The sequence below is a fragment of the Caulobacter sp. RHG1 genome (genome assembly GCF_013181195.1).
Lineage (GTDB): Bacteria > Pseudomonadota > Alphaproteobacteria > Caulobacterales > Caulobacteraceae > Caulobacter.
On sequence record NZ_SMZP01000002.1, the window covers coordinates 593,909 to 620,340 of the forward strand.

Genomic DNA, 26,432 nt, shown 5'->3' on the forward strand with positions numbered 1-26,432 from the left:
TGAACGTGACGCCATGGAGGATGCCATGGCCACGGTTCTGCATCTGAAGCCGCTCTACAGCGCCCCGGCCAAACCCCCGCCGGAAAGCGCCGCCCAACGCCGCGTCCGCATCGGCAGCCGCGTGGCGGCCTGGCTCTTCGCCGGCCTGCTGGCCCTCTCCGGGCTGCTCCTCGCGACCGCTATCGCGACGATGCTGGTCTACAAGGGCGAGCTGGTCCGGATCGGTCCCGACAACTGCTACATCGGCGAAGGCCCGCCCAATTCGGTGGCGTTCGGCTCCCTGCCCTTGCCTCACCGCCTGGTCTATGTGGCTGTCGGCATCGTGCGGGCCACGCCGATTCTGATGATCTTCTGGAGCTTGCGCGCCCTGTTCAGCGGCTACGCCCGGGGCGAGGTGTTCTCGGCCCAGGCCGCCCGCCGGTTCGGGCGCGTCGGGGCCTGGCTGTGCGCCTACGCCGTCTCGCCGCTCGCCTGCCATCTCGTTCTGTCGGCCACGGGCTATGAGATCGACAAGAACTGGGCGCACATGGCCAGCGTGCAGGCCTTCATCCTGGGCCTCCTGGTCTTCGTGGTCGGTCAGGTCATGCAGATCGGCAGTGAGATCGAAGCGGACCGGGAGGCCTTCGTCTGATGCCCATCATCCTGCGCCTCGATGTCATGCTGGCCCGGCGCAAGGTGCGCTCCAACGTGCTGGCCCGCGCGATCGGCATCACCGACGCCAACCTCTCCCTGCTGAAGTCCGGCAAGGTCAAGGGCCTCAAGCTGGAGACCCTCGAGGCCATCTGCAACTTCCTGGACTGCCAGCCGGGCGACATCCTCGAATACCACCCCGAACAGCCGCCCGACATCGTGGGCGAAGACCTCAAACGCGCCGGCTGACGGCGCGCGCCCCTCTTTCTTGGAGACCCCCATGAAACTTTCGACGCCCGTTCGGGCGATTGCGGCCGGCTGCCTGTCGTTCTCGGCTTTCGCCGCCCAGGCCCAGACCTCGATCGCTGAGGTCGAGCCCGGCAAGATCGCCTACGAGACCTGCGGGACCGGCGACAGGGCTATCGTCCTGCTACACGACGGCATCCTGCATGCAGCCGCCTACGACGCTGTCTGGCCCAGGCTGTGCCGAGACTTCAAGGTCGTGCGCTACGATCGGCGGGGCTATGGCCGAACGCCGGCCGCGACGGCGCCGTTCGCGTCGGTCGACGACCTGACCACAGTGATGAAGGCGGCGGGGATCGAGCACGCCACGCTGGTCGGCTCCTCAGCCGGCGGCGGCATCGCCATCGACTTCGCCCTCGCCCACCCTCAAGCCGTCGACGGCCTGGTCCTGGCCGGTCCCTGGGTCAGCGGCTTCAAGCCTTCGGCGGGCTTCATCGCCCGCTCGCTGAAACTGATCGCCCTGCTGAAGACCGGGAATCTGGAAGGCGCGGTGAAGGACCCGTACATTCTGAGCCCCTCGGCCGACGCCGAACGCGCCAAGGTCGTCGCCTTGCTGAAGGCCAATCCGCAGAACCTGAGCGGCGCAGGGCGCAACCTGGAACGCCCCGGCCCGGACGCAAGGCCGCGCCTGAGCGAAATCCGGGCGCCGACCCTGGTGCTGGTCGGTGAAGTCGACATTCAGGACGTGTTCGATCAGGCCAAGGCCGTCGCCGAGACGATCCCCCACGCGACGCTGGAGACCGTGCCGGCGACAGGACACTTCATGTACCTCGAAAAGCCGGAGGACTTCGCCGAGCGCGTGGCCGGCTTCGTGGACCAGGAGGCGCCCTGACCGCCGCCGCCCTTACTTGAACCAGCGACGCCAGAATGGCCGCCGACGCTCCGGTCGGTCGCCGACCAGGATGCCGCCCATCAGGGCGAACGAGATCATGGCGTGGTTCATCTTCGATACGTTCATGGCGGCGTCTCCCAGGTGAGCCGTTAGGACCAGGAGACGCGCGCGGCTTACAGGGGCTCTCCCCCTCCTAGTCGTCAGCGCGTCAGACTTGAAAATGCGCGCCTTGCTCGGCTCCGCAAGCAATAATTATCCGTATAAGGATGATATCAGCGTGCGGACGATCCGATTTCAAGCCCTTGAAATCACGCGATTCAACAATCCGTACACGATGCAAATTCTGCAATCTCGCGCACAGCAAGGCTTTGCGCGCCATCATCGGCCCGCGCGCCCTTTGAAAGCCTCTCCCGCAAGCAAAAGCCGCCCGCGTCAGCGTGACGCGGGCGGCTTCGGCGTTTCAGGCCGTCGGTCCGTAGGCGGCGTCAGGCCGCCGCGTCGAACGACAGGGATTCGTAGCGCTTCAGGTGATGATCGACCGAGCCGAACAGGCCCTCGATCAGGCTGGCGCGCTTGAAGTAGTGGCCGATGGCCAGCTCGTCGGTCATGCCCATGCCGCCGTGGATCTGGATGGCGTTCTGACCCACGAACTTGCAGGCGCGGCCCACACGCACCTTCATGGCCGAGACGGCCTTGGCGCGCTCGGCGTCGCTCTCGTCGAGCTTGATGGTGGCCATGTAGGTCATCGACACCGACTGCTCGAGCTCGATGAACATGTCGACCATCCGGTGCTGTAGCACCTGGAAGTTGGCGATCGAAGTGCCGAACTGCTTGCGCTGCTTGGCGTAGTCCAGCGTGCCTTCGTGCAGCTTGCGAAGCACGCCCACGGCTTCGGCGCCGACGGCGGCGGTGGCCTCGTCGATCACCTTGTTGACCAGCGGCAGGCCGTCCTCGGCGATCAGGGCGTCGGCGGGCAGCGAGACATTCTCGAAATAGACTTCCGAGGCGCGGCTGCCGTCCACGGTCGGATAGTCGCGGGTGACGATGCCCGGCAGGCTTTTATCGACCAGGAACACCGAGACGCCGCCGGCGTCGCGCTGAGCGCCGCCGGTGCGGGCGGTGACCACCAGATGCGTGGCGAACGGCGCGCCTACGACCACGGCCTTGTGGCCGTTCAGCGTCCAGCCCGCCCCGTCCTTCTTGGCTGTGGTCTTCAGGTCCTGCCAGGTGTAGCGGGCCTGAGGCTCGGCATAGGCGAAGGCGATGGTGGTCGCGCCGCCGACGATGCCCTCGATGACCGAGGCCGCGCCCGCATAACCCGAGTGCTTCATGAAGCCGCCGCCGATCACCACCGTGCCCAGGTAAGGCTCGATGACCAGCGCCTTACCGAACTCTTCCATGATGATCATGTTGTCGATGGCGCCGCCGCCCAGGCCGCCCAGCTCTTCACTGAACGAGGCGCCCAGGATGCCCAGCTCTTCCGCGAAGGCCTTCCAGTAGTCGGCGCGCCAGCCGGCGTCAGAGCTGACGATCTTGCGGCGGGTCTCGAAGTCGTACTTGTCCTGCAGGAAGCTCGCGACCGTGTCGCGGACCATCGACTGCTCTTCGGTGAAGTTGAAATCCATCCCTGATCCCTTTGTTCTCTTAAACCCCGAGGCACATATAGCGGCCTTCCAAGGACGTGTCCGACGAAGGCGCGCCCCTCCCCGCAAGGAAGGGCGCTAGCGTTTCAGCTCAGAGCCCCAGCACCATCTTGGCGATGATGTTGCGCTGGATCTCGTTGGAGCCGCCGTAGATCGACGTCTTGCGGACGTTGAAATAGGTCGGCGCGGCGCGATGGGCGAAGTCGGGGCCGATCGGGTGGGCGTTGTCGCCGTCCTTCGGGAAGCCACGGAAGTACGGCGCGTCGTAGTGGCCGGCCGCCTCTAGCACCAGTTCGGTGATCCGCTGCTGGATCTCGGTGCCCTTGATCTTCAGCAGGCTCGATTCCGGACCGGGGCCCTTGCCGGCCGCTTCACCGGCCAGGGTGCGCAGCTCGGTATATTCCAGCGCCGTCAGGTCGATCTCCAGTTCGGCGACCTTGCGCTTGAACATCGGGTCCTTGATCAGCGCCTGCCCGTCGTCGCTGAGTTCGGCCGAGGCGATCTGGCGGATACGCTCGATGCCGCGCTTGGAGCGCGCGACGCCGGCGATGCCGCTGCGCTCGTGGGCCAGCAGGAACTTGGCGCAGGTCCAGCCCTTGTTCTCGTCGAAGATGCGGTTCTCGACCGGCACCTTGACGTTCTCGAGCCAGACCTCGTTGACCTCGTGCTCGCCGCCCAGGGTGATGATCGGACGGACGGTGACGCCCGGCGACTTCATGTCGATCAGCAGGAACGAGATGCCTTCCTGGATCTTGGCGGTCGGGTCGGTGCGGACAAGGCAGAAGATCCAGTCACCGTGCTGGGCCAGGGTGGTCCAGGTCTTCTGGCCGTTGACCAGGTAATATTCCTTGCCGTCATCGCCGGTGAAGCGCTCGGCCTTGGTCTTCAGGCTGGCCAGGTCCGAGCCGGCGCCCGGTTCCGAATAGCCCTGCGACCACCAGATGTCGCCCGACAGGGTCGGCGGCAGGAAGCGCTCTTTCTGCTCCGGCGTGCCGAAGGTGTAGATCACTGGGCCGACCATGTTGATGCCGAATGGCAGGATCGGCACGCAGTCAGCGCGGGCGGTTTCTTCCGACCAGATGTAGCGCTGCACCGAGGTCCAGCCCGGACCGCCGTACTTTTCCGGCCAGGCCGGGGCGACCCAGCCCTTGTTGGCGAGGGTGCGATGCCAGGAGAGGAAGTCCTCCTTGGCCATCTCCTCGCCTTCTTCCTGCTTGTCTCGCAGGCCCGCCGGATAGTGCTCGGCGATGAAGGCGCGGACCTCGTCGCGGAAAGCGACGTCCTCGGGCGAGAAGTCCAGATTCATGGCGGGCTCCCGTTCAATCGGCCCCTCTTCAGGAGGCCGTTATGGCGTTTCGGGAGTCACGTTATCGGTCGAACGAGCGTTTGGAAAGATGACGTTAGCGTCAACGGAAGCGAACATGATCCGCGTTCAGTTGAGCTTGCCCGTCAGACCTCAGCGAACCTCGCAGGCCAACTTCACCAGAGCCAGGGCGGACGCGCCCCCAACACCCTCTTCGTCCGGCGTATCGAGCGCCAGAAGCGGCCGCTTCTCGAGACGCTCGAGCAGGCGCGCGTGACCCTTGGCCGGGCTGACATGGGCGGCCAGACAGTGGTCGATGGCGGCCGGCTCGACGGCGCGGACGATGGCGGCGGCGGCGCAGGCGGCATAGCCGTCCAGCAGCACGGGGATCTTCTGCGTGCGCGCCGCCAGGATCGCGCCCACGACGGCGGCGGTCTCGCGGCCGCCCAGCTGACGCAGGATTTCCAGCGGATCCTCGCCCATGCCCTCGGCCTTGGCGCGCGCCACGGCGGCGGCGACCGGCTCGGGATCGTCGGACCAGTCCGAAGCCTCACCGCCAAATAGCGCCAGACAGACGGCGGCGGCGGTGCGAGCGGGCTCGGCGACGATGACGCCGGGGATCAGCAGGTCCGGCTGCTTGGCCAGGGCTTCCATGCCGAAGGCCATGGTGGCGGCGGCCTCCTTCTCGCTCATCGAGGGCTTTTCAAGGAAGTCCGGCGACGGGCGGTCGATGGCCAGGTCGAAGGCCTCCAGACCCGCGCCCTGAACGCCGGCGATGCGCGAGACGGTGGCCCCGCCCGAGGCGATGGCCTCCAGGCGGTCGCGGGCATAGCCGCGGGGGCCGACGCCCTGGCGCGCGCCCGCATAAAGCGCCACGACAGGACGGTTGACGGCCGGCGGGCTTTTGCCGCTCCACGCCGTCAGCCAGGCCGAGATCTCGGCCAAGCGCCCGCCTTGCTCCAACGTCGGAGACGGGCCCGGCGCGGGCGGCGAGACGGCGAGTTGGCGGATGTCGGCGAAGGGCGAAGAGGTCATGAGCGCGGACTTAAACCCGTCCGCGCCCAAAGCAACCCCCAGGCGTCAATTGGCGGCGAGCTGCGGCGTGGCGTAGGCGATGCAGGCAGCGCGTTCGGCCAGGAGCTTGGCCTTCATCGTTTCGCTGGGCGCACGACCAGCCCGCATCGCCTGCTCACGACCGACCTCGCCGCGCTCCAGGATCAAACCCTGGCGGCCGGGCGTCTGAGCCTTGATCTGCGCCTCAAGCGCGCTGGCGTCGATCGGCTCCAGCCCCTTGGCCTTCGCCAGGCCCGCGCAGCGCTGGGCGCTGAGGAATTTGGCGTCGCTCCAGCGGGCCTCCTGGGCGAAGGCGGGTGCGGCGGCGGCCGAAACGGCGGCGGCGGCGAGAACGAGGGTGACAAACTTACGCATGGGTCTTTCCTCTCCAGTCTGGCTTAAGGCGTGAGACGGCCGTCGCCACGAAGCTTGCGCTCGTGCGTCGGGTCGCTCAGAATTTCGGTATGACATCCGCCAAGCCGCCTCGCCCCATCGTCACGCCATGCGTGAAGGTGTGCGCGGTCGACGGCGCGTCGGGCTATTGCCTGGGATGTCGCAGAACCCTGCCGGAGATCGCCGGCTGGGCCAGGTTGAGCGACGAGGAACGGGCGGCGATCATGGCCGCCCTCCCCGAGCGCCCGGACCCGATGGTCGCCTTGATGGCGGCCACACGGGCGGGCTAGGCCCTATTTCGCGTTGATGTAGGCGGCGCAATCGCCGTCGCGCTGGGCCAGCAGCTTGGCCTTCTTGTCGCCTTCAGCCGCATCGGCTTCCTTGCGAGCCGCTTCGATCTTGTTCTTGGCCGACGTGCGCACGGCCAGGTCGCGAGCGCTCCCCTCGGTGCGCAGGAACGCGTCCAGCGCAGCGGTGTCCAGCTTGCCCAGGTTTTCCGAGCCAGCCAGACCACGGCAACGCGCAGCTTCCAGGAACTGCAGGTTGGTGACGGCGCCGGCGTGAGCAACACCCGCAAGCGAGGCGGCGGCAAGCGTCGCAATGATCAGCGTCTTCATGGCGTTTTCCCTCAATCGAGCCACTTGAATTCGATGTCGGGAGAGATAACGCCGCCTCGGAGCTTCCTGAAGTTAATTCGAGGACATGATGAGCATTACACAGAAGTAATATTCCAGATTAAATCGATGTAATGAGAGCTGCAAAAAGACTTCACATATACAGGTTATGATATTGGTAACCATCACGTGAAATCCGACCTGCCGATTCACGCCTTGCAAACACCTGCCTGCTAGTCATTTACACAACGGTCGCAGAAGCGGTCATTGAGCCTGTATGGCAGGGTGTCTTCGATGTTGAAGTTCGCGGCGATCGCTTTTGTGGGCGCCCTGTCCGCAGTGGGCGCGGCCAAGGCCGTCGTCTCGCTGGACGACCTGCGCCAGCCGGGCCTGCGTGCGCCGATCGCCACCGCGCCCAGCCTGGGCGGCGCCGAAGGCAATGCAGCCCAGATCACCAAGGACCGCGACGGCCACTTCTGGACCGAGGCCGCTGTCGACGGCAAGGCCGTGCGCTTCCTGGTCGACACCGGCGCCACCGCCGTCTCGCTCAGCCTGGCCGACGCCCAGCGCCTGGGCATCGACACCAGCAAGCTGAACTACGACTACAACGTCATCACCGCCGACGGCCGCACCCGCGCCGCCTCGGTGAAGCTGGCCAGCGTCGCCATCGCCGGAACCAAGATCCGCGACGTCGACGCCCTGGTCATCGAAAAGGGCCTCGAGAACTCGCTGCTGGGCATGAGCTATCTGGGCCGCCTCTCACGCTTCGAGGCGACGCAGAACTCCCTGATCCTGCACCCGTAACTAGGCGACCACGCGCTCCTCGCGCGCAGCCAGGGCCTCACGCACGGCGTCCAGGGCCCGATCCACGACCTCCAGACCCGCGCCAGCCTTGACGCCTTCGACCGTCAGGATGCGCCGCCACGCTCGCGCGCCCGGCAGGCCGTGGAACAGCCCCAGCATGTGCCGGCTCATCGCCGCCAGATGCACGCCGGCCGCCAGTTGCTGCGCCAGATAGGGACGGTAGGCCTCGACCGCCGTGAAGCTGTCGACGTCGGCCACGTCCATCCCGAACACCCTCCGGTCGACCTCGCCCAGCAGCCCGGCCTCGTGATAGGCCGCGCGGCCCAGCATCACCCCGTCCACGCCCTTGGCCAGATGCTCCAGCGCCGCGTCGACATCAGGCACGCCGCCGTTGATGGCGATGGTCAGGTTCGGCCGCTCGCGCTTGAGGCGATAGACCAGATCGTAGTCCAGCGGCGGGATGTCCCGGTTTTCTTTCGGAGACAGGCCTTTCAGCCACGCCTTGCGAGCGTGGACCACAAAACCGTCGATCCCCGCCGCCGCGCAAGCATCGACGAGCGTGAACAGCGCCTCCTCCGGATCCTGGTCATCGACCCCGATCCGGCATTTCACCGTCGCCGGGACTGTCACCGCGTTCTTGATGGAAGCCATGCACTCGGCCACCAGATCGGGCTCACGCATCAGACAGGCGCCAAAGCGGCCGCTCTGCACCCGGTCTGACGGGCAGCCGACGTTCAGATTGACCTCGTCATAGCCGTAGTCCTCGGCGATCCTGGCCGCCTGCGCCAGCTCGGCCGGATCCGAGCCGCCCAACTGCAGCGCCACCGGATGCTGACCCGGATCGTAGCCCAGCAGCTTCTCCCGATCGCCATGCACCACCGCGCCGCTGGTCACCATCTCGGTATAGAGCAGCGCACGGCTGGACAGGATGCGATGCAGCGACCGGCAATGCCGATCGGTCCAATCCATCATGGGAGCAACGGAAAATTTCGTCATAAGCGTTTTATTTTATTCAATATTTTCCGCGCCAACACCTCCGCAGGAGAATTGGACGAACAGAAATCGACCCAAGGATTTCAATGAGGTAGCTGAATTCGAGGTGCGAAAGACACGCTCACTGCAGGCCTCTTGTACACGCCAAGCGCCTAATTGCGAACAGGACCGGGACGCGCGCTCGTCGCGCTCAGCGATGCTGGATGACCACCGAATAGGTCGGCCCAAGCCTGCAAGTCCGCAAGGGCGCTAGTTGGCGCCATCGAGCCCCAGGGCCGCACGGTCGGCGGTCGCCGCCGCCAGATCCGCCCGGGCGGCTGCAATCCGGCCTCTCGCCTCGATCAGGCGGACCGCCGCATCCGTCGCGGTCTCTTCGCGCTGATTGACCAGGAAGAAGTCGCTGGACCCAAGCTCGAACCGGCGACGTTCGGCCACGGCCAGGCGATCGGCCAGAACGAACTCCTGTTCGGCGGTCTCGGCCAGACGCTCGGCGGCGTTCAGCGCCACGCCGATCCCGTCGACCTCGACCGCGATCTGGTCGCGCAGGAACCGGCTACGCGCTTGCAGGGCCTCGATGTCGGCGCGCGCTTCGGCCAGCTTGCCCTTGGCCGCGCGGTTCTGCAGCGGGACGGAAAAGCGAAAGCCCACCACCGCCTCGGTCGGCGTGCGGCTGGAGCCGCCGAGCCCTTCAGCGCCGATGTCCTTGCCCACCTCGGCGCGCAGGTCGAAGCGCGGCTTGAGGTCGTTCTCCGCCAGAGCCAGCCGGGCCAGCGACTGGTCGACACGCGCCAGCACGCCTTGCAGGTCGGGACGGACCGCCGCGGGATCGCCCCCCGTCGCGGCGGTTTTCACGCCGGACAGCGCGCGGGCGTCGGGCGGCAGCCGCCCAGCATCGACTACCACCGGCTGACCGCCCTCGTCGCGGTAGTAGAGCGACAGCGCATTGGCCGCCGCCTGGAAGTCGCCTTCGGACCGAACCACCAGCGCGCGGCGGCGCACCAGGTTCTGGTCGTTCTCGGTCAGCAGAATGTCGGGCTTGGCGCCCAGCTGCACCTGACGCTGGATCGCCCCGCGCCGGCTCTCGGCAAGGGTCAGGAGGTCGCGATAGGTTCGCAGCCTCAGGCCCGCCACCACCCAGTTCTGATAAGCGACGACGGTGCGGGTCTGCACGCCGATCTCGACCGCATTACGCTCGAAGCGGGCGACGTCGATGTCGGACGCGGCCACGACGCGGCGCGTACGGCGCTCGTCAATCAGGCGATCACGCAGCAGCGCGTACAGCACGCCGATCTTCGCCTCGCCGACCTTGTTGGTATATTTCTCGTCCTCGTAGACCGGGAAGTCGCCGCGCGAGACCCGATAGTTGCCGTAGACATAACCGCCGTTGTCGGTGAACGGCCGGGTCGCGCGGCCCTCGACGACGGCGCCGTCGTAATAGCCCAGCACCCGCGAACGGCTTTCCACGTCGAATACCGTGTCGAAGGCCCCCTCGGCGGTCAGGGCGCGGCTGCGCGCCTGACGCTCGCGCGCCAGCTGCTCGACGATCTGCGGCGAGGCGCGCAAGGACGCGCGCAACACCTCGGCCAGGGTCAGCGGCGCCTGAGCGACGGCTGCGCCGGGCGCGGCGACGATCAGGACCAGCGCCATGCAGAGTCGGATCATTACTTCGTTCCGCCCTTGTCCTCGCTCTTCGACCCGGTCGCAGCCGACGCCGTCGGTCCGACGCCCTGGCCGAAGTCAAGGGGGAAGTCGTTGAGCTGACGCCACAGTTCATAGCCGACCGACACCGTCTCGCCCTGCACCCAGCCGCGCACCTTGCCGCCGAGGCGGACGAAGCGCGCTTCCGGCCAGGCGGGCTTGCCCGGCGTCGGCTCGACCAGGATCCGGAAAAGGCCCGAAGGCGCGGCCGTGGGGTCGATCGATCGGACCCGGCCGTCAAACAAACCCTGGGCGATCACCGGCCAACCGCTGAACTGGATGGCGGGCCAGCCCTCGAACTCCAGCCGAACCGCGCGGCCAGGGCGCACCAGCGGGACGTCTCGGCCGTCGATATAGAGCTCGACGACCCGCTCCACGCGCTCGGGCGCGACCACGGCCAGGACGGTGCCGGCCGACACCAGACCGCCGCCCGCCGCAGCGTTCAGGTTCTGGATGCGGCCGTCGCGCGGCGCTGTGACGAGTTGAGCCGACTGGCGGTTCAGCTGCACGTCGATGCGGTTCAGCTTGGCGCGCGACTCGGCGAGCTTGGCCGCGGCGTCGGCGACCTTGATCTGCGCCTGCTCGAAGTCCCGGCGCGCGGCCAGGCCTTCGGCCAGCAACTGGCGCGTACGGCCGACGTCGATATTGGCCACCGACTGGGCCTGGCGCACGGCCGCGATCTCGGCCTCGACCTGGGCCCGCTCCTCGGCGAGGCGGGTCAGCAGGTTCGGATCCAGGTCGACGATCTGGGCGATGGGGTCGCCGGCGTCGACATGTTGACCGTCGTGAACGAACCAGCGCTCGACCCGCCCGCCGACGAGGGCCGAGACCTCCTGGGCGCGATCGGTCGGATCCGGCGCGGCCACCAGGCCCCTGCCCTGCGCGGTCTGCATCCACGGCACGAAGAAGAGGATGAACAGCGAGACCACGATCCCGACCGCGACCATCCAGCCCATCGCGATGACCACGCGGGGCGGACGCTGCTGCGCCAGGGTCTTGAAGTGCGCCAGATGCTCAGGACGGTAGGGCATGCGCTTCCCCCCGCTCGGCCATATAGGCCTGAAGTCCGTCAAGCGATGCGAAGCGGCGCTGCTCGGAGAGACCCAGGTGGAACCAGCCGTCGAGCGCTATGTCCTCGGGGCGGCCGGTGAACAGCAAGGTGGTGGTCCCGCGTTGCTTGATCACTGTCAGCACCTTCGCCAGGATCTGCGATGGTAACAGGTCGTAGAGTTGCCCCAGCACCAGAAGCTTGGGCGCCACCAGCAGGGCATTGGCCAGCCGCAGCGCCATCATCGAGCCGAGGCTGAGGGGGTGGCCGGTCGCCGCCAGCGGCGTGTCCAGCCCCTTGGGCAGCTGCGCGATCCGCTCCTGCAGACCGACCATGGCCAGGGCGTCCAGCATTTGGGCGGCCGTGACCTGGGCGGCGGCCATCGCCAGATACTCGCGGATCGTGACCTCGGCGATCGTCGGCCGGTCCAGCACCAGCACCTGGGAGCGAAGGAGGTACATGTCGAGCGACTCCAGGTCCGCTCCGCCGATCGACACCAGGCCACGCTGAGGGTGGACATGGCGCTTCAGCACCAGGGCCAGCTTACGCTCCACGCCGGGTCCGGCGACCATCACCAGCTGCTCGCCCGCCTTCAGGGCGAAGTCGAACCGCGCATCGTCGAGCTTGACGTCCATCAGTCGCAGCGCGCCGTCGCTGGGCGCCCCCGCGCCCTTGGCCGGCGGCTTTTCCTGGGGAATGGAGAACAGCAGCGACAGCTCCTCGGCGCTGGCCACCAAGTCGTAGAAGGTGTCGAGATAATAGCCCAGTTGCGACACGCCGTAGAACACGCCCGACAGGATCAGCTCGGCCGCGACCAACTGGCCGATCGACAGTTCGCCCCGCAGGATCAGGTTGCCGCCCAGCATCAGCAGCGCGGCGCTGGCGATGGCGTAGATCAGCAGATAGCTCAGGGTCTGGGCGAAGCTGGACCGGAAATAGCGCTTGTGCGCGCCGACATAGGCGGCGGTCATCGCTTCGGAGCGATCCATGGCGAAGGCCAGATGGCGGCTGGACTTGTAGAAGCCGTTGGAGCCGCCGACGCTCTCAAGCCAGCGGGCGGCGTTGTGCTTGGCGTGGCTCAGCGCCACCGCTCCGGTGATCGCGCCGCGCCGCCAGGTCAACCACACCATCACCACCGCCAAGATCAGCATGACGTTGAAGGCCAGGAAGAACGGATGGTAGAAACTGGTCACCGTCAGACCCACCATGGCCTGCAACACGATGGTGAAGGCGCCGATGACCAGCCCCGGCACCGCCTTCTGGACGACCGTCAGATCGAAGTAGCGATTGAACAGGTCCCCGCGGCTGGCGTCGCCGAAGAAGGGGTTCTGCGCATGCACGGCCCGGATCGTGATCTCGGCGACCACGCGTGAAAACACGCGTCGCTCGAACGCCGCCATCAGATAGACCCGCAGGGCGCTCAAGGCCGCCACGATCAGCAACAGCAGCAGCAGTACGCCCGACAGCGTCCACAACGGCGCCGGCAGGGCGATATAGGCCACGCTGTTGATCAGCAGTTGCACCGAAATGGGCGTGGCCAGCGACATCAGGCTGATCGCCAAGGTGTAGACTATACCCAGCCTCACATAGGCGACGTCGGGACCCACGATCTCCGACAGCCACCCCGCCGCCTCTCTAAACCCGATACGCTCGGTCGCCGCCACGTCCGCCTCAATCCCCTGCCCCGCGCCCCGTCCTCGCCTGGCGACCCCAGCTCAAGTCGAATACCGCCCCTTGGGTTCCGGTTGTCGTCTTGCGCCAGCAGGCGGCAGGTGATGGCAGGTCGCGATCGCGCCGCTAACCCGTTGAAAGTAACACGTTCATCTCGAGCCCGGGCGATACACCGATGCGGCCTTCGCCCGCACGACAGCTGTACTACAAAACGTGTCCGCTCCTCAGAAACGGTCTTCGCCTCTTTTGGGTCCGGCTTGAGATCATACGCGCAACGATCCGCCAGACGCTCAAGAGCGGCGCGTCAGAACCGCGCTCCCAGCGAAACAGAAACCACACGCGGCTCGCCATAGATCAGCGACGTCGCGCTGATGGCAGGCGTGATCGCACCGCCACCGGCGGCGTAGATCTCGTTGAACAGGTTGTCGATGGCGATCGAAGCCGTGATGTCGTCGCGACCGGGCGGCTGGACCGATAGCCCCAGATTGACGAGAGCGAAGGCCTTTTGCAGGCCATTGCTGTCGCGGGCCCGCTCGACATAGCGAATGCGACCGCTCTGGAAAGCGTCTCCCCAAACCGTCCAGCGGCCAAATCGATCGCTGTCCGCCACGCGCCATTCGGTCCCAAGGCGCACGGTGTAGGGCGGCGAATAGGAAAACCTCAGCGACGCCGGATTGGTAGGCGACAAACTCGCCAGAACGGCCGGCACCTTCAGGGCGGTGAACCGCGCCTCGGTGAGGGTCGCCGAGGCCGAGAGCGTCAACCGCTCGTTCCAGCGCCCTCGCCAGCCCAACTCCACGCCGCTGATCCGGGCGGCGCCGGCATTGATGATCAGATTGGGCGGATCATTCGCGGCGATGCTGTCGCCGTCGAAGTTCTCGGCCGGGAACAGCGCCCGCTGGACGTCGCGCGACCAGCCGCGAAACAGCGCCAGGTCCACCCGATGACGCCAGCCGCCATACTCGCCGGCCCACTTCACGCCGAGCTCGATGTCGGTGAGGCGCTCGGGTGCGTAGACCTGATAGGCGTCCAGCAGAGACCCGAAGGTCGGCGCATTGACCCCGCCGGCCCGATAGCCCCGCCGCGTGACCGCGTACAGCGTGAGAACGGCCTCGCTGCGCCAGGTCAGTCCCAGGGTCCAGGTCGGGGCGGAGGACTGGGCGCGCCCGGCCGGCCCGCACGCCGCCTCCGACACGTCAGGGACCGGTGTGGGCAACCGCACCAGGCAGGCCCGCGAAATGTCGCGCGTATAGCGCACGCCGCCTTCCACCTCGAACCCGCGACCCAACCGGCGCGTGACGTCGACGAAGCCGGCCAGGCTGTCGCCGCTGCGATACTGAAACTCCGCCCGCGCCGGATTGCTGGGCGTGACGGCGCTGATCCACAGGGTCTTCTGCACGCCGATCGGCTGGGTCGACATGTAGAACAGGCCAGTCTGCCAGGTCGTGCGCTCACCGGTCCGACTGGCCCGCAGTTCCTGAGTGAATTGACCAAGATCGATGTGCCGGACGATCTCGTTCAGCGGCATCGTGGAGCCGTCGGTGTCCAGCGCGCTGTCCAGCACGCTGCGCCGATAGGCCGTGACGGAGCGCACGGCCAGTTCGCCCTCGCGCCAGTCCAGCCGCAGGGTCGCGCCGTCGTTGCGGCGATCCGAGCGCGGCGCAAGGTCGATCTCGGTCTGGCGCGGTCCCCGCGCTCGCTGCCGGGCCAGGGCGATGTCGATGTCGCAGCCCGGCTGGCCGCAGTCGAAATAGGGCGACGCCTCCGGCGTGCGAGCGTTGCCGCCGCCCGTCACGTCTGGCGGATTGGGATAGGTCCCCGACAGGATCGCCGCGCTGCCCGTCTCCCGGGCCCGGAAGCCGTCCAGCACCAACAGGGCCGAAAGCGGGCCACCGGGACGCCAGGCCAGCGACAGGCGAGCAGCCGCTTGGTTGCGATCATCGAGATCGCCGCCGACGCCCAGGTTCTCGACCACCCCGCCACGCTTCAGCCCATAGAGCGCCAACCGGACGGCGATCGGCGCGCCTTCAGGCGTCAGGTCGGCCGCCGCCTCGATCTCACGCAGGCCGTACGAGCCGAAGGTGAGGCGCGCCCGCCCCTCCTGCCCCGGCTCCACAGTGCGGATCAGCAGCGCCCCGCCGGTGGTGTTGCGCCCGAACAGCACGCCCTGCGGTCCCCGCAGCACCTGGATTTCCGAGAGGTCGAACGACGGTAGGATCGAGCCGTTGTTGGGCAGCGGCGCTTCGTTGACATAGGTGATCACCGACAGCGCCGACTCCCCGGCGGTGGCCCGGCGCTGGCCACGGATCACCAGGGTCGGCGTCTCGACCGACACCTGGCCGGCCGCCGTCAGGCCCAGCGCCGCGCGCCGCAACGCCATCACACCCTCGCCGCCCAGCCGCGACAGCTCGGCCGAGGACACCGCCGCCACCGAGGCCGGCACGTCGATCAATCGCTCCTCGCGACGACGAGCCTGGACGAGGACCGTATCCAGCGACGCGCTGGGATCCGTCGAAGACGCGCCGGCGCTCGCGCGAGACGGCGGTTCACGACGCGCCGAAGTCGACACCACCGCGAAGGCGCGCGGACCGATCCGGCGCAGGGTCAGGCCGCTTCCCTGGAGCAGGCGGCGAAGCGCGGCCTCGGGCTCGACCAGGTCACGCCCGCCGGGCGAGCGTAGGCCGGCCACCGTCTCGGGGGCGAACAGCACGTCAATGCCGGTCTGGTCGGCATAGGCGCGCAAAGCGGTTTCCAGGGGGCCTGGCCTGATCTGAACGCCCAGCGGAGCGGCCAGGGCCGCCGACGCGGGCGTCAGCAGCACGGCGCCGGCCAGCGCCCAGGCGGCGCGGTTAGTCCGCCGCACCGACGTCCTTGGACCGCGAAATGACGATCGAACCGTCAGCCGCCTCTTCGATCGTCAGGCTGTGAATGACAGCGACCGCTCGCGCGAACGCCAGAGGGTCGTCGCTCCCGAACGCGCCGCTGACCTTGAGATCACCGGCCGCGCCCCGCACCACGATCCGGCGACCGCCGCGTCGATTGATCTCCGCCGCCGCGTCTTCGAGGGCGTCGCCGCGCAGCAGTAGCCGTCCCTCGCGCCAAGCCGTCGACGCCGCGACGTCGGCGGAGGACACGGCTTGGCGTCCCTTGGCGTCCGCAGACAGAACCTGGCCAGGATCGAGCTCGACCGCCGGGTCGCCGCCGCCGCTGACCCGCACCCGGCCGCGTAGCAACGCGACACGGTAAGCGTCGGCGGTCGGGGTCAGGTCGACCTCGAAGGCCGTGCCCAGAGCGCGCACGACGCGCCCGCCACCGCTGACCTCGAAGGGACGCGCGGGATCATGGGCGACGTCGAAGAAGGCGCGTCCGCTCGTCAGGACGATATCGCGACCGCGTCGATCGATCCGGGCGGAGATGCGCGCGCCGCCGTCCAGCATCACGCGTGAGCCGTCCGCCAGCACCACGGCGCTGCGCTGTCCGGGCGCGGCCTCGAAAGCCTGCTCCGACACGCCAGCCTGCCACCAGGCCCAGCCGCCAGCGCCGGCCAGAACCGCGACACCGGCCAGCCCGGCCGCCATCAGACCGAAGGCGCGACGCCCGTTGCGCGCCCTGCCGCGTGCGAACTTGGCGCGCGCTTCGGCCAGCTCGCGCTCGAGACCATCCGTGACGACGGCGTCGTCAAAATAGCCATCCACCTCGCCCATGGCGGCATAGGCTTCGGCGTGCTCGGGATCGGCGTCCAGCCAGACGTCCAGCGCCGCCGCCTCGGCCGCGCTCCAGGAGGACGCGCGCCGGCGCTCATGCCAGACGGCCGCCCTATCGTAGACGTCGTCAAGGCCGTCATTGGCCGGCGAAAGCGATGCGGGCGTCATGGTCGGCGAACCCGTCGGGTCAGATGAGCCATCGCCCTGCGCACGTCACCCTCCACGGTGCTGACCGACACGCCCAGCGCCTCGGCGATGGCCTGATGCCGCAGTCCGTCGATCCGGTAAAGCAGGAACACGTGGCGAGTGCGCGCGGGCAAGTCGGCCAGGGCCTGGCGGACCTGAGCCAGGGTCTGCCGGTCGATCAGGGTCTGTTCCGGCGAGATCGGCGCCTGGGCGGCGGCGTCTTCCTCGATCTCGACGGCCGCCAGGCGGCGCACCTTCTGGTGACGGGCGCGATCGCGGATCAGGTTAGCCGCCGTCTGGAAGAGATAGGCGTCCAGGCGCTCGACGGCTTCGGTGGGCGGACGACGCGCGAAGCGCAGGAAGACCTCGTTGACGAGGTCGTCGACGTCGGCCCCGCCGCCGACGCGCACGGCGATGAACCGCCGCAGCCCGCCCTCGTGCCGCCGCACGATCTGCTCGATGCTGTCTGGCTGGCGTGGACCGAACGCCGCCTGACTGAACGCCGATTGTCCGGACACCTCGTTCTCCCGTCGAACCCCTCGGCTATTCGAACTCGGGCGGCGGGCGGCGGACGAACCAGGTCCGAGACCGTAGTTTCCCGCTCGCGCCGCTCATTTGATCAGCCGGCGCCCAATTTGCCGCCAACACGACCGGTCGCGCGCTTCGCCGCCGGACGGTGAAAAAAGTCATAAGGGCGATCTCCCCCCGCCCGTCTTGCGCCTCGGAACCGAGCTTACGGCCGGTCCTCAACAAAGGGGATAAACTTGAACCGCATCGCTCTTCGCACGCTTCGGCGCGCCGCCCTGGCCACCAGCGCCTTCGCCGCCCTGGTCGCCGTCGACGCCCACGCCCAGACCGCTGAACCGTCGACCGTCGCCATCGACGAGGTCATCGTCACCGCGCTGAAGCGCTCGACCAGCCTGCAGGCGACGCCGCTCAGCATCTCGGCCGTCGGCGAAACCACGCTGAGCCGCATCGGCGCCACCGGCATCAACGACTATTTCCGCCAGGTGCCTAACCTGTCGCTGGACGGCGGCACGCCCTCCAACCGCCGTATCACCCTGCGCGGCGTGCGCAGCGCCGGCGAGGCGACCACCGGCCTCTATTACGACGAGACCCCGCTGACCGGTCCGACCGGCACCACCCAGGACGCCGGCTCGACCACCCCGGACGTCAACCTGTTCGATGTCGAGCGCGTCGAGGTCCTGCGCGGTCCTCAAGGCACGCTGTACGGCTCGGGCTCGATGGGCGGCACCCTGCGGGTGATCTTCAACAAGGCCGACACCAACCGCTACGCCGGCGCGGTCGAGGCCCAGGCGACCACCACCAAGGGCGGCGACGGCGGCTTCTACGGCAAAGGCATGGTTAATGTGCCGCTGGTCGAGGACAAGCTGGGCGCCCGCCTGGTGCTGTATCGCGAAGAGCGCGGCGGCTATGTCGACAGCGTCCCCTTGAAGCAGGACAACATCAACGGCTCGACCGCCAGTGGCGGCCGCTTGATGCTGACCTTCACGCCCGTCGAGGACCTGAAGATCCATGCGACGGCGGCGTTCCAGAACGAGGCCGTCGACGGCCAGGCCAGCTGGGCCGCCGCTGCGGGCCGCTACAAGTCCGACCGCCGCACCGTCGCCCAGAGCAACTCCAAGCTGGCGCTCTACAACGTCACCGGCGAGTGGGATCTGCACTTTGCGACGCTGACGGCGACCTCGTCCTACTACAAGTGGAAGATGCTGCGGAACAGCGACTGGACCAACAACATCGCCAACAACCGCACCAGCGCCGCCGCCTGCGGCCGGTATTTCGGCCTGTCCGGGACGAGCTGCTCCAGCGCCCAGCTCGGCCAGTACACCGCCTGGGCGGACTCGCGCGGTCCGGCCGTCTCGTGGCAGCCGATGAGCCTGGAGACCTGGACCCATGAAGTGCGGATGAGCGGCAGCCTGTTCGAGGACAAGCTCGATTGGACCGGCGGCGTCTACTACGAAACCCGCAAGGACCATGTCGACAGCATCCAGACCCGCGCCGACGCCACCACCGGCATGGCCATCCAGCCCTTCGACGCCCTGGGCGCGCGCTTCATCGACAACGACGTCAAGCAGACCGCCTTCTTCGGCGAACTGGCCTATCACGTCACCGACGCCCTGACCGTCACCGGCGGCGCCCGCCGTTTCGATTACGACAAGACCGTCTCCGGCGCGGTGACCATCGGCAACGTCATCTCCAACTCGCCGATCACCGCCTTCAGCCAGGTCGACGCCAGCGCCAAGGGCTGGGTCAACCGGGTCAATGTCAGCTACGAGGTCAGCAAGTCGCTGATGTTCTATGCCCAGGCCTCGAAGGGCTTCCGCCCCGGCGGCGCCAACAACATTCCGGGCCTGACCAGCGGCCTGGTGGCGTTCCAGCCTGACAGCCTGTGGAACTACGAAGGCGGCATCAAGAGCGACTGGTTCGACCGCCGCCTGACCGTGAACCTGTCAGCCTACCAGATCGACTGGAACAACATCCAGGTTCAGGCGCAAGCGAACGTCGGCGCCAACTTCTTCATCATCACCAACGCCGGCGCGGCCCGCATTCGCGGCTTCGAGCTGGAAACCACCCTGCGGCCGATGACGGGCCTGACCCTGAGCAGCGCCATCGGCGTGTCCGACGCCAAGCTGACCGAGGACATGACCAACTCGTCGGTGACGGTGTCGGGTTCGACCGGCCTGGCCGGCGACCGCCTGCCGTTCGTGCCGAAGTTCAGCGGCTCGCTGAACGCCGACTACGTGTGGCCGATCAGCGACGGCCTGAGCGGCCTGATCCACCTGGACGCCAGCTACACCGGCGGGACCGCTTCGCAGTTCCGTCCGAGCTTCGTCTATTACGAGAAGGTCCCGTCCTACACGGTCGTCGGCGCTCGCGTCGGCGTCGAGGGCGACGGCTGGGGCGCCTACGCCTTCGCCCAGAACCTGACCAACTCGGTCGGCCCGGTCTCGATCACCTCGGCCGCCGGCGCTCTGGATCAGGTCGTCAGCCTGACGCCCCGCACCGTGGGCGTCACCGTCCGCCGCACCTTCTGACCCCGCTTACAGTTCAAAAGAGATCAATCCGATGAAGAACCGCATGACCTCGGCGGCCCTGGCCGCCCTCCTCTGCGCCGTCGCCGCGCCCGCCCTGGCCCAAACCCCGGCCAAGCCGGCTCAGGTCGACTTCGGCAACGTCAAGCCGCCGGCCCCGACCTCGCCGTTCGCCAAGCAGGCCAAGGCCCTGATGGCCGGCAAGGCCTTCAAGACCGCCAAGGCGACCCTGGCGACCGGCTACGATCAGACCGTCGCCGACATCGTCACCCTGACCGAAATCCCGGCCCCGCCCTTCGGCGAGACCGAAAAGGGCAAGGCGTTCCTGGCCATGCTGGCCAAGGAGGGCCTGACCGAGCTTGAGACCGATGCAGCCGGCAACGTCATGGGTCTGCGCAAGGGAACCGGCGGCGGACTGCTGGTGGTGGCCGCCCACCTCGACACCGTGTTCCCAGCCAGCACTGACGTGAAGGTGCGCCGCGACGGCGACAAGTTGTACGCCCCCGGCATCGGCGACGACACCGTCGGCCTCGGCTCGATCCTGGCCATTCTGCGCGCCATCAACGCCGCCGGCATCCAGACGACGAGCGACATCCTGTTCGTCGGCGACGTCGGCGAAGAAGGCCCCGGCGACCTGCGCGGCATGAAGGAGCTGTTCTTCAAGGGCCGCTACAAGGACAAGATCGACGCCTTCATCTCGCTGGAACCCAGCGGCCCAACCGTGATCGTCAACGGCGGCGTCGGCTCCAAGCGCTACAAGACGACGTTCAAGGGTCCGGGCGGCCACAGCATGGGCGACTTCGGCACGGTCAACCCGGCCTTCGCCCTGGCTGACGCGGCCCGTCAGTTCGGCGAACTGAAGGTCCCCAGCGACCCACGCACGGTCTACAATATCGGCCTGCTGGAAGGCGGCACCTCGGTGAACTCGATCCCGTTCGCGGTGGCCATGACGGTCGACATGCGCTCGTCGGGCGCGGCCGAGCTGAAGGCCGTGGAGGACGCCTACCTGGCCATCCTGCCCAAGGCGGTGGCGGCCGAGAACGCGGCGCGCTCGACCAAGCGTGGCGTGATCAGTCTGGACAACAAGATGGTCGGCGACCGTCCGGTGGGCGAGACCGCCATCTCCAGCCCGTTCGTCCAGAAGCTGGCGGCCGTCGGCGACGCCCTGGGCAAGCCGATGGGCTATGTGGCCGGCTCGACCGACGCCAACATCCCGATGAGCCTGGGCAAGCCCGCCGTCACCCTGGGGGCAGGCTTTGTGACCTTCCGCGGCCACTCGCTTGAGGAAGGCATGGAGGTCAATAAGGACCGCGACGTGGAGAGCATCGCCACCACCATGGCCCAGATCCTGATGGTCGCCGGCGCGAAGTAGCGTCCTGCTGGGGAGCCGTCGATAGCGACGGCTCCCCAGAGTTCGCCCTGGGATCTGAACGCCAGAGACACGACCTTGGCCAGGCAGCCGCAGCGAATGATCGCTCCCGCTGAAGCCTTAGTACGGGGGGCGCGAGTTCCGGATCATCGCCTGCCCGTCCTTTTGAGATAGGCCAACAACTGCTCTGGGAAATTGGTCTGAACGGCAGTTACGCCACGGTCGAGAAGCACGCCCCAGATCGCGTCGGGCCGTGAGAGCGCGTCACCCTCCTCCCGACCGGCCATGAAGCGCGGTCCCAGCGCATTCACCCAGAGGCCCGCCCTTCCCGCCCGGGCGCGAACGCGGGCCAGATAGGCGTCGTCGCAGAACACCACTTCGAACACGGGCGCATGCAGGGTCTCGAACCTGGCCATATCCGGCGCCGGATCCCTGTCGACCAGGCACCGGCCCTCCTGATACTGGTCGAACTTCGGCATGAGGGCCGTCTGCTCCATCGGCAGGCCAGCAAAGAGCGCGGGGCCGAAGCTGCGGTTCACCGAATAGAGCACCTGCCGCTCCATGCCGTGGCTTCGCACCAGTTGCTGCACCTGGGCATGGATCGGGTCCTTGATGTCGAGGAAGAGCAGCACCCGCCCCTTCGCCGCGTCGAGGACCTGCTCGAAGGTCGCGACATGTTGGTCGGTCAGAGGCGCGTCGGGGCCGCCCATGCCTTCGCGCAGCCGCGCCGCCTTGACCACCTCGTAGGGCGTCTCTCGCAACACGCCCTGCAGATTGGTCGTGCGGTCCAGCGAGGCGTCATGCAGCAGAACGATCACGCCATCCTGCGTGGCCCGTAGGTCGATCTCGACCATGTCGACGCCGAGGTCGGCGCAATGTTCGATCGCCGAGATGGCGTTTTCGGCGGGCTGCCGCCAACAGCCGCGATGCGCGACGACCAGCGGGCGAGGATCGGCGAGGCGCTCGGCCACGCCTTGTAGCGGCTGTGCGGAGGTTGGGACCAGAGACACCATGGCGGCGAGCCAGGCCAGCGCAAGACTTCCGGCGCAACGTCGCGCCAGCAAACCGTAGGTCATGTGTTTATCCTGGGGAGAACCGCCGCGCCGACCAAACGGCGCGGGCGAAGCCGATCAGCGGAAGCGCGGCGTAAAGCGCATGCCCACCCACAGCGTCATCGGCACCGTGAAGTTGTTGCGCAGCAGGTCCTTGCCGGGTCCCGTCGTGGAGACCGTACGGCTCTTGGTGATGTTGGAGGCCTGCACAAACACGGTCGGGCCGTTGTCAAAGTGGTAGCTGCCCGAGAGGTCCAGCTGGCTGCGCGGCGCCCAGTAGAGGTCCTGCCAGTAGACGTCGCTCTGGATGGCGCGCAGCGATCGTCCCTGCCGGTTCCACGCCGCGCGCAACTCCAGCTGCTTGCGGGCGTAGAAGAGGCTGGCGTTCTGAGTGTCGTCCGGCTGATTGACCAGGTTGCCAATGGTGCGGCTCTGGCCAGCGCCGAACGGCACCACCAGCTTGCCTTTGTAGATGGCGGCGTTGGCGCTGACCCCGAAGTCCTTGAGCGCGGAATGGACGAAGCCCAGGGAGTTGAGGATGGCGTTCACTTCCACGCCCTTGACGCTGGCGCCGGAGGCGTTGAGCGGCTGGCTGACCCGGGCGTTGGCATAGGTTACGCCCTGGTAGGCGTAGCCGACCGTCGTCGAGGTGAAGATCTCGTCCTCGATGTCCTTCTTGAACACGGCCAGGGCGACGATCCCGCCATACTTGCGCGACGGCGACCATTCCAGCGACAGGTCGTAGTTGGTCGAGAGGCGCGGCTTCAGGTTGGGATTGCCCACCGAGACCGTGACGCCCTGCGCATTGGGATTGCCCTCGTCAATCGCATCGACAAACGTGATCGCGCTCCGCGAGGCCAGGGTGTCGTAGCTGGGGCGGCCGATGGTCTGGCTGGCCCCGACGCGCAAGTCCAGCGACGGCGTCACGTGCCAGACCCCAATGGCGGAGGGCAGGACGAAGTCATAGCTGGAGCTGGCCGGCGCATCTCTGAACACGCCCGAGACCCGGACCTTGCCGACGGTGCTCTGTTTCGTGTCGTCCAGATGCACCCCGCCCTCGAGGGAGAAGGTGTCGGTGCGATAGCTCGCAAGGGCGTAGGCGCCGACGGTCCGCTCCTGGTGCGTGAAATCGTCCTGCTCGTTGAAGCTGGTCTGGTTGGTTTCGTTGAAGGCCGACGACGGCTGTGCGGCCATCTGCGCCAGCGCCTTGACCGGATCGATCATGATCAGCCGCAGGCCGTCGGTGTAGCGCAACGCCGGGCCGAACGATCCCACGCCCTCCGACAACAGCAGCGGCCCGGCGGTCGTGTTGGGGCCGAACTCGGCCCGCTCGACACCATAGGCGGCGCTATCGTCGCTGTAGGAAACGCCCGCACCGAAACCGAAGCCGCGATCATCCCTGTCGCGATTGAAGGCGTAGTCAACGCGCGCCGTATAGAGCGTGTCATCAGCGTTGCGCGCCACGAAGGGCCGGTAATACTGCAGCGAGTAGTTGCTCAGGTTATTGTAGGCGGCGACCGGCAGGATGTAGCGGAAATCGAAGTTTGAGGTGTCGTAGCCGAAGGCGAAATCGGTGACGCCGACCTGCGAGGTCCCCGACACCCCCGGCGCGCGCCGGGTGACGCCGGTGGTGTACTTGAACATCGGATAGCGTTCATCATAGGTCGCTCGCGATGCGCTACCGCGCAGCGTCACCACATGGCCGGGCGCCGGACGCCAGGTCGCACCGGCCTGGACCACCTTGGTCGTCTGGTCGATGCGATCGTCGATATAGCCGATGCGAACGCCGCCGGTGGCGTAGCGACCGGTCGTCGCGGTCTGATCCAGAACCGTGGCCTGGGAATTGGGCGCAAGCGACAGCTCCACCTCGTTGCGCTCGTAGTGGGTCTTGAAGTTGTAGTAGCCGCCCAGGACATAGGCCTCCAACGTCTCGCTGGGTTGGAACTCGAGCTTTCCCGTCAGCCCCCAGCGCTTGCGCGTCGTCGGATTGAACCAGTAGCGGTCCTGGTTTGGGACGGCGACGCCGTTGCCCTGGCCGCTGCCCGTGATCCGCTGGCCCTTGTCGTCGTAGAAATTATAGAAGCCGGTGTCGAAGGTCGCGTGCTGCTCGGTGTAGCTGGACAGCGTTTCGTAGTTGCCCGAGAGCGTGAAGCCGAACTTGTCGTCGGGACCGAAGGTCGTGCTGCCGGTGGCGTTGAGGCGATAGCCGGGTCTGTCCTGCTTGTGCGGCTTGCCCACGTCACTGGAAAAGCCCAGCGCGCCGTCCATCGTCAGGAAGCGCGCACCGCCGTCCTCGAAGGCGCTGCGCGTGACGATGTTGATCGCCCCGCCAACGGCGTTGGGGTCCAGATCGGCCGTGAAGGTCTTCACCACCTGCAGCTGGGAGATCATCGATGTGGGCAGGATGTCCAGGCGCACGCCACGGGCAATATTGCCGATGACCCCGTTGGGCGTACCGGGAGACGCCACGGCCAGCCCGTCAATCGTCACGTTGTTATAGGCCGGGCCCAGACCCCGAAGCGCCGGGGTGATCGACTCGTCCTGAGTGTGCTCATTGTCGTTCGAGGGAAAGACCGCCACCCCGGGAATGCGCTTCAGGGCCTCCACGACCGTCCCGTCCGGCAGGGCCCGCACATCGTCAGCGCTGACCGCGTCGATGATGTTGGTCGCCTGGCGCTTGGTGTCGATCGCGGCCTTGTTGGCCGAGCGCAGGCCGGTGATCACGACTTCGGACACCTTTTCATCGCCGGCGAAGGCCTCGACGCGGCCGGGCTCCGTCGCCTGCGCCGACGCCGCAGCGCAGGCCAGAACGAGCGCGATTGCGCTGGTCGTCAGATATCTCGGTTTCACGCCTGATCCCCATGACTGATAGTTCGCGCAGGCCCTTTCGCCCACGGGGGTGACGCTTTTATTTATTTAAACTGAAATTAATCAGCCGCCGCGCCGCTTGGACCGGGATCAAGCGCGAATGACGATGAGGTCGTGCATGGGCAACAGGGCGGCGCCGATCGGGATGGCCCAGCTTCCAAGCTTGGTGACGTGGATGGGCGGGCGGGCCCGCGCCGAGGGCCACGGCGCAAGCCTCGCCCGCGCCCCGATCTTTTCCAGGATGGGCTGGGGGATCGATCCCGTGACGAGGATCGCGCCGGGATCGATCCAGGCAAAGCCGCTGTAGACCAGCGTCAGCAACTGTTCGGTCGCGCGTTCGACCCAGGCGTCGATCACCGCCGCATGGACCTCGAGACCGTCGGCGACCTCGTGCAGCGACCGCAGGTTGCCGCCAGCGGCGTTGATCTCACGCACCAGGTCGATGCCAGACGGTCGCGGCTTGTCCAGGTCGGGAAACAGCTGTCCGACGTCCCCGGCGTTGCCGAACTCGCCGCTCAGGATGTCGCGCCGCGAGACGATGCATCCCCCCACCCCGTGCCCCACGAACAACGAGAGGGCAGAGCTGAAATCCCGCGCCAGGCCGTGGTCGTGAAAGTCGGCGAGGCCCGCCAGCGTACTCTCGTTCTCGGTCCAGACCGGCAGGCCCAGGCAATCCTCGAAGAAGTCGGGCAGGTCGATATCCCGCCAGCCGGCCAGCCACTGGGTCGTCCAGCGCCGGCGCGGATGGGCGGCCGGCACGAAGCCCGGCACCGCAACCCCCAGCCCCAGGAACCGGGAGCCGATCAGGCTGGTCCGCCCCGCCAACGCCTGCAGCTTCTCGCTGATGCGCTCGATGAAGGCGCGAGGATCGGGGCTGTCGAACGGCTCGGCGTGGCGCACCAGAACCTGTCCGGCGAAGTCCACGAGGACAAGCTCCAGCCACCCCGGATGGGCCATGGCGCCGGCCGCATAGCCTACGCGTCCGCTCAGGCCCAGGGGCACGAGCGGCCTGCCGCGCTGCGTGGCCTGGACGTCAAGCTCGTCCAGGCAACCGAGGTTGATCAGCTCGCGCGCCAGCCGCGTGATGGCGGCGTTGTGCATGCCCAGCTCGTCGGCCAGACGCGAACGCGGCATCGGCCCCTGGGTGCGGATATGCCAGAGGATCCGCTTCTGGTCGGTGGTCAGCAGAAGCGGAGATTTACGCACGCGTTGCAT

Annotated in this window: 23 protein-coding genes; 7 read left to right on the plus strand and 16 right to left on the minus strand. The window is 67.5% G+C overall.

Annotated features, from left to right (window positions below; genetic code table 11):
• Window positions 1-25: 25 nt before the first annotated feature.
• Genes E1H18_RS06575 through E1H18_RS06585 form a run of 3 tightly spaced genes read left to right on the plus strand, consistent with a single transcriptional unit; the run spans window position 26 to window position 1,765 of the window.
• Window positions 26-631 carry a DUF2975 domain-containing protein gene (locus tag E1H18_RS06575; protein WP_172265034.1) on the plus strand — a complete coding sequence of 202 codons (606 nt, stop codon included), beginning with the start codon at window positions 26-28 and terminating at the stop codon, window positions 629-631.
• Window positions 631-879, plus strand: a complete 249-nt coding sequence (locus E1H18_RS06580; protein ID WP_172265037.1) for a helix-turn-helix transcriptional regulator — start codon at window positions 631-633, stop codon at window positions 877-879. Before E1H18_RS06575 ends, E1H18_RS06580 begins: the two co-directional genes overlap by 1 nt.
• 31 nt (window positions 880-910) lie before the next feature.
• Window positions 911-1,765, plus strand: a complete 855-nt coding sequence (locus tag E1H18_RS06585; protein WP_172265040.1) for an alpha/beta fold hydrolase — start codon at window positions 911-913, stop codon at window positions 1,763-1,765.
• A 12-nt stretch (window positions 1,766-1,777) separates the two neighbouring features.
• On the opposite strand, the gene E1H18_RS26665 is transcribed toward E1H18_RS06585, so the two are convergent.
• The 5 genes from E1H18_RS26665 to E1H18_RS06605 form a co-directional block, all read right to left on the minus strand.
• The gene (locus tag E1H18_RS26665; RefSeq protein WP_370526442.1) at window positions 1,778-1,891 is read right to left on the minus strand and encodes a hypothetical protein; all 114 of its coding nucleotides are present in this window, start codon (window positions 1,889-1,891) and stop codon (window positions 1,778-1,780) included.
• A 359-nt stretch (window positions 1,892-2,250) separates the two neighbouring features.
• On the minus strand, window positions 2,251-3,390 hold the full coding sequence (locus E1H18_RS06590) for an acyl-CoA dehydrogenase family protein (protein ID WP_172265043.1): 1,140 nt from the start codon (window positions 3,388-3,390) through the stop codon (window positions 2,251-2,253).
• A 109-nt stretch (window positions 3,391-3,499) separates the two neighbouring features.
• Window positions 3,500-4,714, minus strand: a complete 1,215-nt coding sequence (locus E1H18_RS06595; RefSeq protein ID WP_172265046.1) for an acyl-CoA dehydrogenase family protein — start codon at window positions 4,712-4,714, stop codon at window positions 3,500-3,502.
• Window positions 4,715-4,864: 150 nt separating this feature from the next.
• Entirely contained in the window at window positions 4,865-5,746 is an 882-nt protein-coding gene (locus tag E1H18_RS06600; RefSeq protein WP_172265049.1) for a nicotinate-nucleotide--dimethylbenzimidazole phosphoribosyltransferase, read from the minus strand.
• A 45-nt stretch (window positions 5,747-5,791) separates the two neighbouring features.
• Window positions 5,792-6,139, minus strand: a complete 348-nt coding sequence (locus tag E1H18_RS06605) for a hypothetical protein (protein WP_172265052.1) — start codon at window positions 6,137-6,139, stop codon at window positions 5,792-5,794.
• 89 nt (window positions 6,140-6,228) lie between these two features.
• On the opposite strand from E1H18_RS06605, the gene E1H18_RS06610 reads away from it, so the two are divergent.
• Window positions 6,229-6,447, plus strand: coding sequence for a DUF1289 domain-containing protein (locus tag E1H18_RS06610; RefSeq protein WP_172265055.1), 219 nt, complete (start codon window positions 6,229-6,231; stop codon window positions 6,445-6,447).
• Window positions 6,448-6,450: 3 nt separating this feature from the next.
• On the opposite strand, the gene E1H18_RS06615 is transcribed toward E1H18_RS06610, so the two are convergent.
• Window positions 6,451-6,774, minus strand: coding sequence for a hypothetical protein (locus E1H18_RS06615; protein ID WP_172265057.1), 324 nt, complete (start codon window positions 6,772-6,774; stop codon window positions 6,451-6,453).
• 282 nt (window positions 6,775-7,056) lie between these two features.
• Between E1H18_RS06615 and E1H18_RS06620 the strand changes: the two genes are divergently transcribed.
• A complete protein-coding gene (locus E1H18_RS06620) occupies window positions 7,057-7,575 on the plus strand; it encodes a TIGR02281 family clan AA aspartic protease (protein WP_172265060.1) in 519 nt (172 codons plus the stop codon).
• Here the strand turns inward: E1H18_RS06620 and dusA are convergent, their stop codons facing one another.
• The 7 genes from dusA to E1H18_RS06655 form a co-directional block, all read right to left on the minus strand.
• A complete protein-coding gene (gene dusA / locus E1H18_RS06625) occupies window positions 7,576-8,571 on the minus strand; it encodes a tRNA dihydrouridine(20/20a) synthase DusA (RefSeq protein ID WP_172265063.1) in 996 nt (331 codons plus the stop codon).
• A 246-nt stretch (window positions 8,572-8,817) separates the two neighbouring features.
• On the minus strand, window positions 8,818-10,230 hold the full coding sequence (locus E1H18_RS06630) for a TolC family protein (protein WP_172265066.1): 1,413 nt from the start codon (window positions 10,228-10,230) through the stop codon (window positions 8,818-8,820).
• On the minus strand, window positions 10,230-11,297 hold the full coding sequence (locus tag E1H18_RS06635) for an efflux RND transporter periplasmic adaptor subunit (protein ID WP_172265069.1): 1,068 nt from the start codon (window positions 11,295-11,297) through the stop codon (window positions 10,230-10,232). The genes E1H18_RS06630 and E1H18_RS06635 overlap by 1 nt, the downstream gene beginning before the upstream one ends.
• Entirely contained in the window at window positions 11,281-12,978 is a 1,698-nt protein-coding gene (locus E1H18_RS06640; protein WP_172265072.1) for an ABC transporter ATP-binding protein, read from the minus strand. The genes E1H18_RS06635 and E1H18_RS06640 overlap by 17 nt, the downstream gene beginning before the upstream one ends.
• A gap of 311 nt (window positions 12,979-13,289) precedes the next feature.
• The gene (locus tag E1H18_RS06645; RefSeq protein WP_172265075.1) at window positions 13,290-15,848 is read right to left on the minus strand and encodes a TonB-dependent receptor domain-containing protein; all 2,559 of its coding nucleotides are present in this window, start codon (window positions 15,846-15,848) and stop codon (window positions 13,290-13,292) included.
• Window positions 15,835-16,857: a FecR family protein gene (locus E1H18_RS06650; RefSeq protein WP_172265078.1), complete on the minus strand. Its 1,023-nt coding sequence runs from the start codon at window positions 16,855-16,857 to the stop codon at window positions 15,835-15,837. Before E1H18_RS06650 ends, E1H18_RS06645 begins: the two co-directional genes overlap by 14 nt.
• Window positions 16,854-17,393, minus strand: coding sequence for a sigma-70 family RNA polymerase sigma factor (locus E1H18_RS06655; RefSeq protein WP_172265081.1), 540 nt, complete (start codon window positions 17,391-17,393; stop codon window positions 16,854-16,856). Before E1H18_RS06655 ends, E1H18_RS06650 begins: the two co-directional genes overlap by 4 nt.
• 246 nt (window positions 17,394-17,639) lie before the next feature.
• On the opposite strand from E1H18_RS06655, the gene E1H18_RS06660 reads away from it, so the two are divergent.
• Together E1H18_RS06660 and E1H18_RS06665 are read left to right on the plus strand one after the other, a co-directional pair.
• Window positions 17,640-19,931 (plus strand): TonB-dependent receptor, encoded by a 2,292-nt coding sequence (locus tag E1H18_RS06660; RefSeq protein WP_172265084.1) that lies wholly within the window; start codon window positions 17,640-17,642, stop codon window positions 19,929-19,931.
• A 31-nt stretch (window positions 19,932-19,962) separates the two neighbouring features.
• Window positions 19,963-21,300 carry a M20/M25/M40 family metallo-hydrolase gene (locus E1H18_RS06665; protein ID WP_172265087.1) on the plus strand — a complete coding sequence of 446 codons (1,338 nt, stop codon included), beginning with the start codon at window positions 19,963-19,965 and terminating at the stop codon, window positions 21,298-21,300.
• 143 nt (window positions 21,301-21,443) lie between these two features.
• Here E1H18_RS06665 and E1H18_RS06670 read toward each other — a convergent pair whose 3' ends face one another.
• The 3 genes from E1H18_RS06670 to E1H18_RS06680 form a co-directional block, all read right to left on the minus strand.
• Entirely contained in the window at window positions 21,444-22,373 is a 930-nt protein-coding gene (locus E1H18_RS06670; protein ID WP_172265090.1) for a glycerophosphodiester phosphodiesterase family protein, read from the minus strand.
• Window positions 22,374-22,427: 54 nt separating this feature from the next.
• Window positions 22,428-25,199 (minus strand): TonB-dependent receptor, encoded by a 2,772-nt coding sequence (locus E1H18_RS06675; protein WP_206679031.1) that lies wholly within the window; start codon window positions 25,197-25,199, stop codon window positions 22,428-22,430.
• Window positions 25,200-25,307: 108 nt separating this feature from the next.
• Window positions 25,308-26,432: an ROK family transcriptional regulator gene (locus E1H18_RS06680; RefSeq protein WP_206679032.1), complete on the minus strand. Its 1,125-nt coding sequence runs from the start codon at window positions 26,430-26,432 to the stop codon at window positions 25,308-25,310.

Bases quoted from the DNA above. Each gene is read 5' to 3' on its own strand.
- E1H18_RS06615 (WP_172265057.1), bottom strand. From the start codon at position 6,774: ATGAAGACGCTGATCATTGCGACGCTTGCCGCCGCCTCGCTTGCGGGT.
- E1H18_RS06670 (WP_172265090.1), bottom strand. From the start codon at position 22,373: ATGACCTACGGTTTGCTGGCGCGACGTTGCGCCGGAAGTCTTGCGCTG.
- E1H18_RS06585 (WP_172265040.1), top strand. From the start codon at position 911: ATGAAACTTTCGACGCCCGTTCGGGCGATTGCGGCCGGCTGCCTGTCG.
- E1H18_RS06630 (WP_172265066.1), bottom strand. From the start codon at position 10,230: ATGATCCGACTCTGCATGGCGCTGGTCCTGATCGTCGCCGCGCCCGGC.
- E1H18_RS06605 (WP_172265052.1), bottom strand. From the start codon at position 6,139: ATGCGTAAGTTTGTCACCCTCGTTCTCGCCGCCGCCGCCGTTTCGGCC.
- E1H18_RS06600 (WP_172265049.1), bottom strand. From the start codon at position 5,746: ATGACCTCTTCGCCCTTCGCCGACATCCGCCAACTCGCCGTCTCGCCG.
- E1H18_RS26665 (WP_370526442.1), bottom strand. From the start codon at position 1,891: ATGAACGTATCGAAGATGAACCACGCCATGATCTCGTTCGCCCTGATG.
- E1H18_RS06580 (WP_172265037.1), top strand. From the start codon at position 631: ATGCCCATCATCCTGCGCCTCGATGTCATGCTGGCCCGGCGCAAGGTG.
- E1H18_RS06590 (WP_172265043.1), bottom strand. From the start codon at position 3,390: ATGGATTTCAACTTCACCGAAGAGCAGTCGATGGTCCGCGACACGGTC.
- E1H18_RS06610 (WP_172265055.1), top strand. From the start codon at position 6,229: ATGACATCCGCCAAGCCGCCTCGCCCCATCGTCACGCCATGCGTGAAG.
- dusA (WP_172265063.1), bottom strand. From the start codon at position 8,571: ATGACGAAATTTTCCGTTGCTCCCATGATGGATTGGACCGATCGGCAT.
- E1H18_RS06575 (WP_172265034.1), top strand. From the start codon at position 26: ATGGCCACGGTTCTGCATCTGAAGCCGCTCTACAGCGCCCCGGCCAAA.
- E1H18_RS06665 (WP_172265087.1), top strand. From the start codon at position 19,963: ATGAAGAACCGCATGACCTCGGCGGCCCTGGCCGCCCTCCTCTGCGCC.
- E1H18_RS06635 (WP_172265069.1), bottom strand. From the start codon at position 11,297: ATGCCCTACCGTCCTGAGCATCTGGCGCACTTCAAGACCCTGGCGCAG.
- E1H18_RS06650 (WP_172265078.1), bottom strand. From the start codon at position 16,857: ATGACGCCCGCATCGCTTTCGCCGGCCAATGACGGCCTTGACGACGTC.
- E1H18_RS06595 (WP_172265046.1), bottom strand. From the start codon at position 4,714: ATGAATCTGGACTTCTCGCCCGAGGACGTCGCTTTCCGCGACGAGGTC.
- E1H18_RS06680 (WP_206679032.1), bottom strand. From the start codon at position 26,432: ATGCAACGCGTGCGTAAATCTCCGCTTCTGCTGACCACCGACCAGAAG.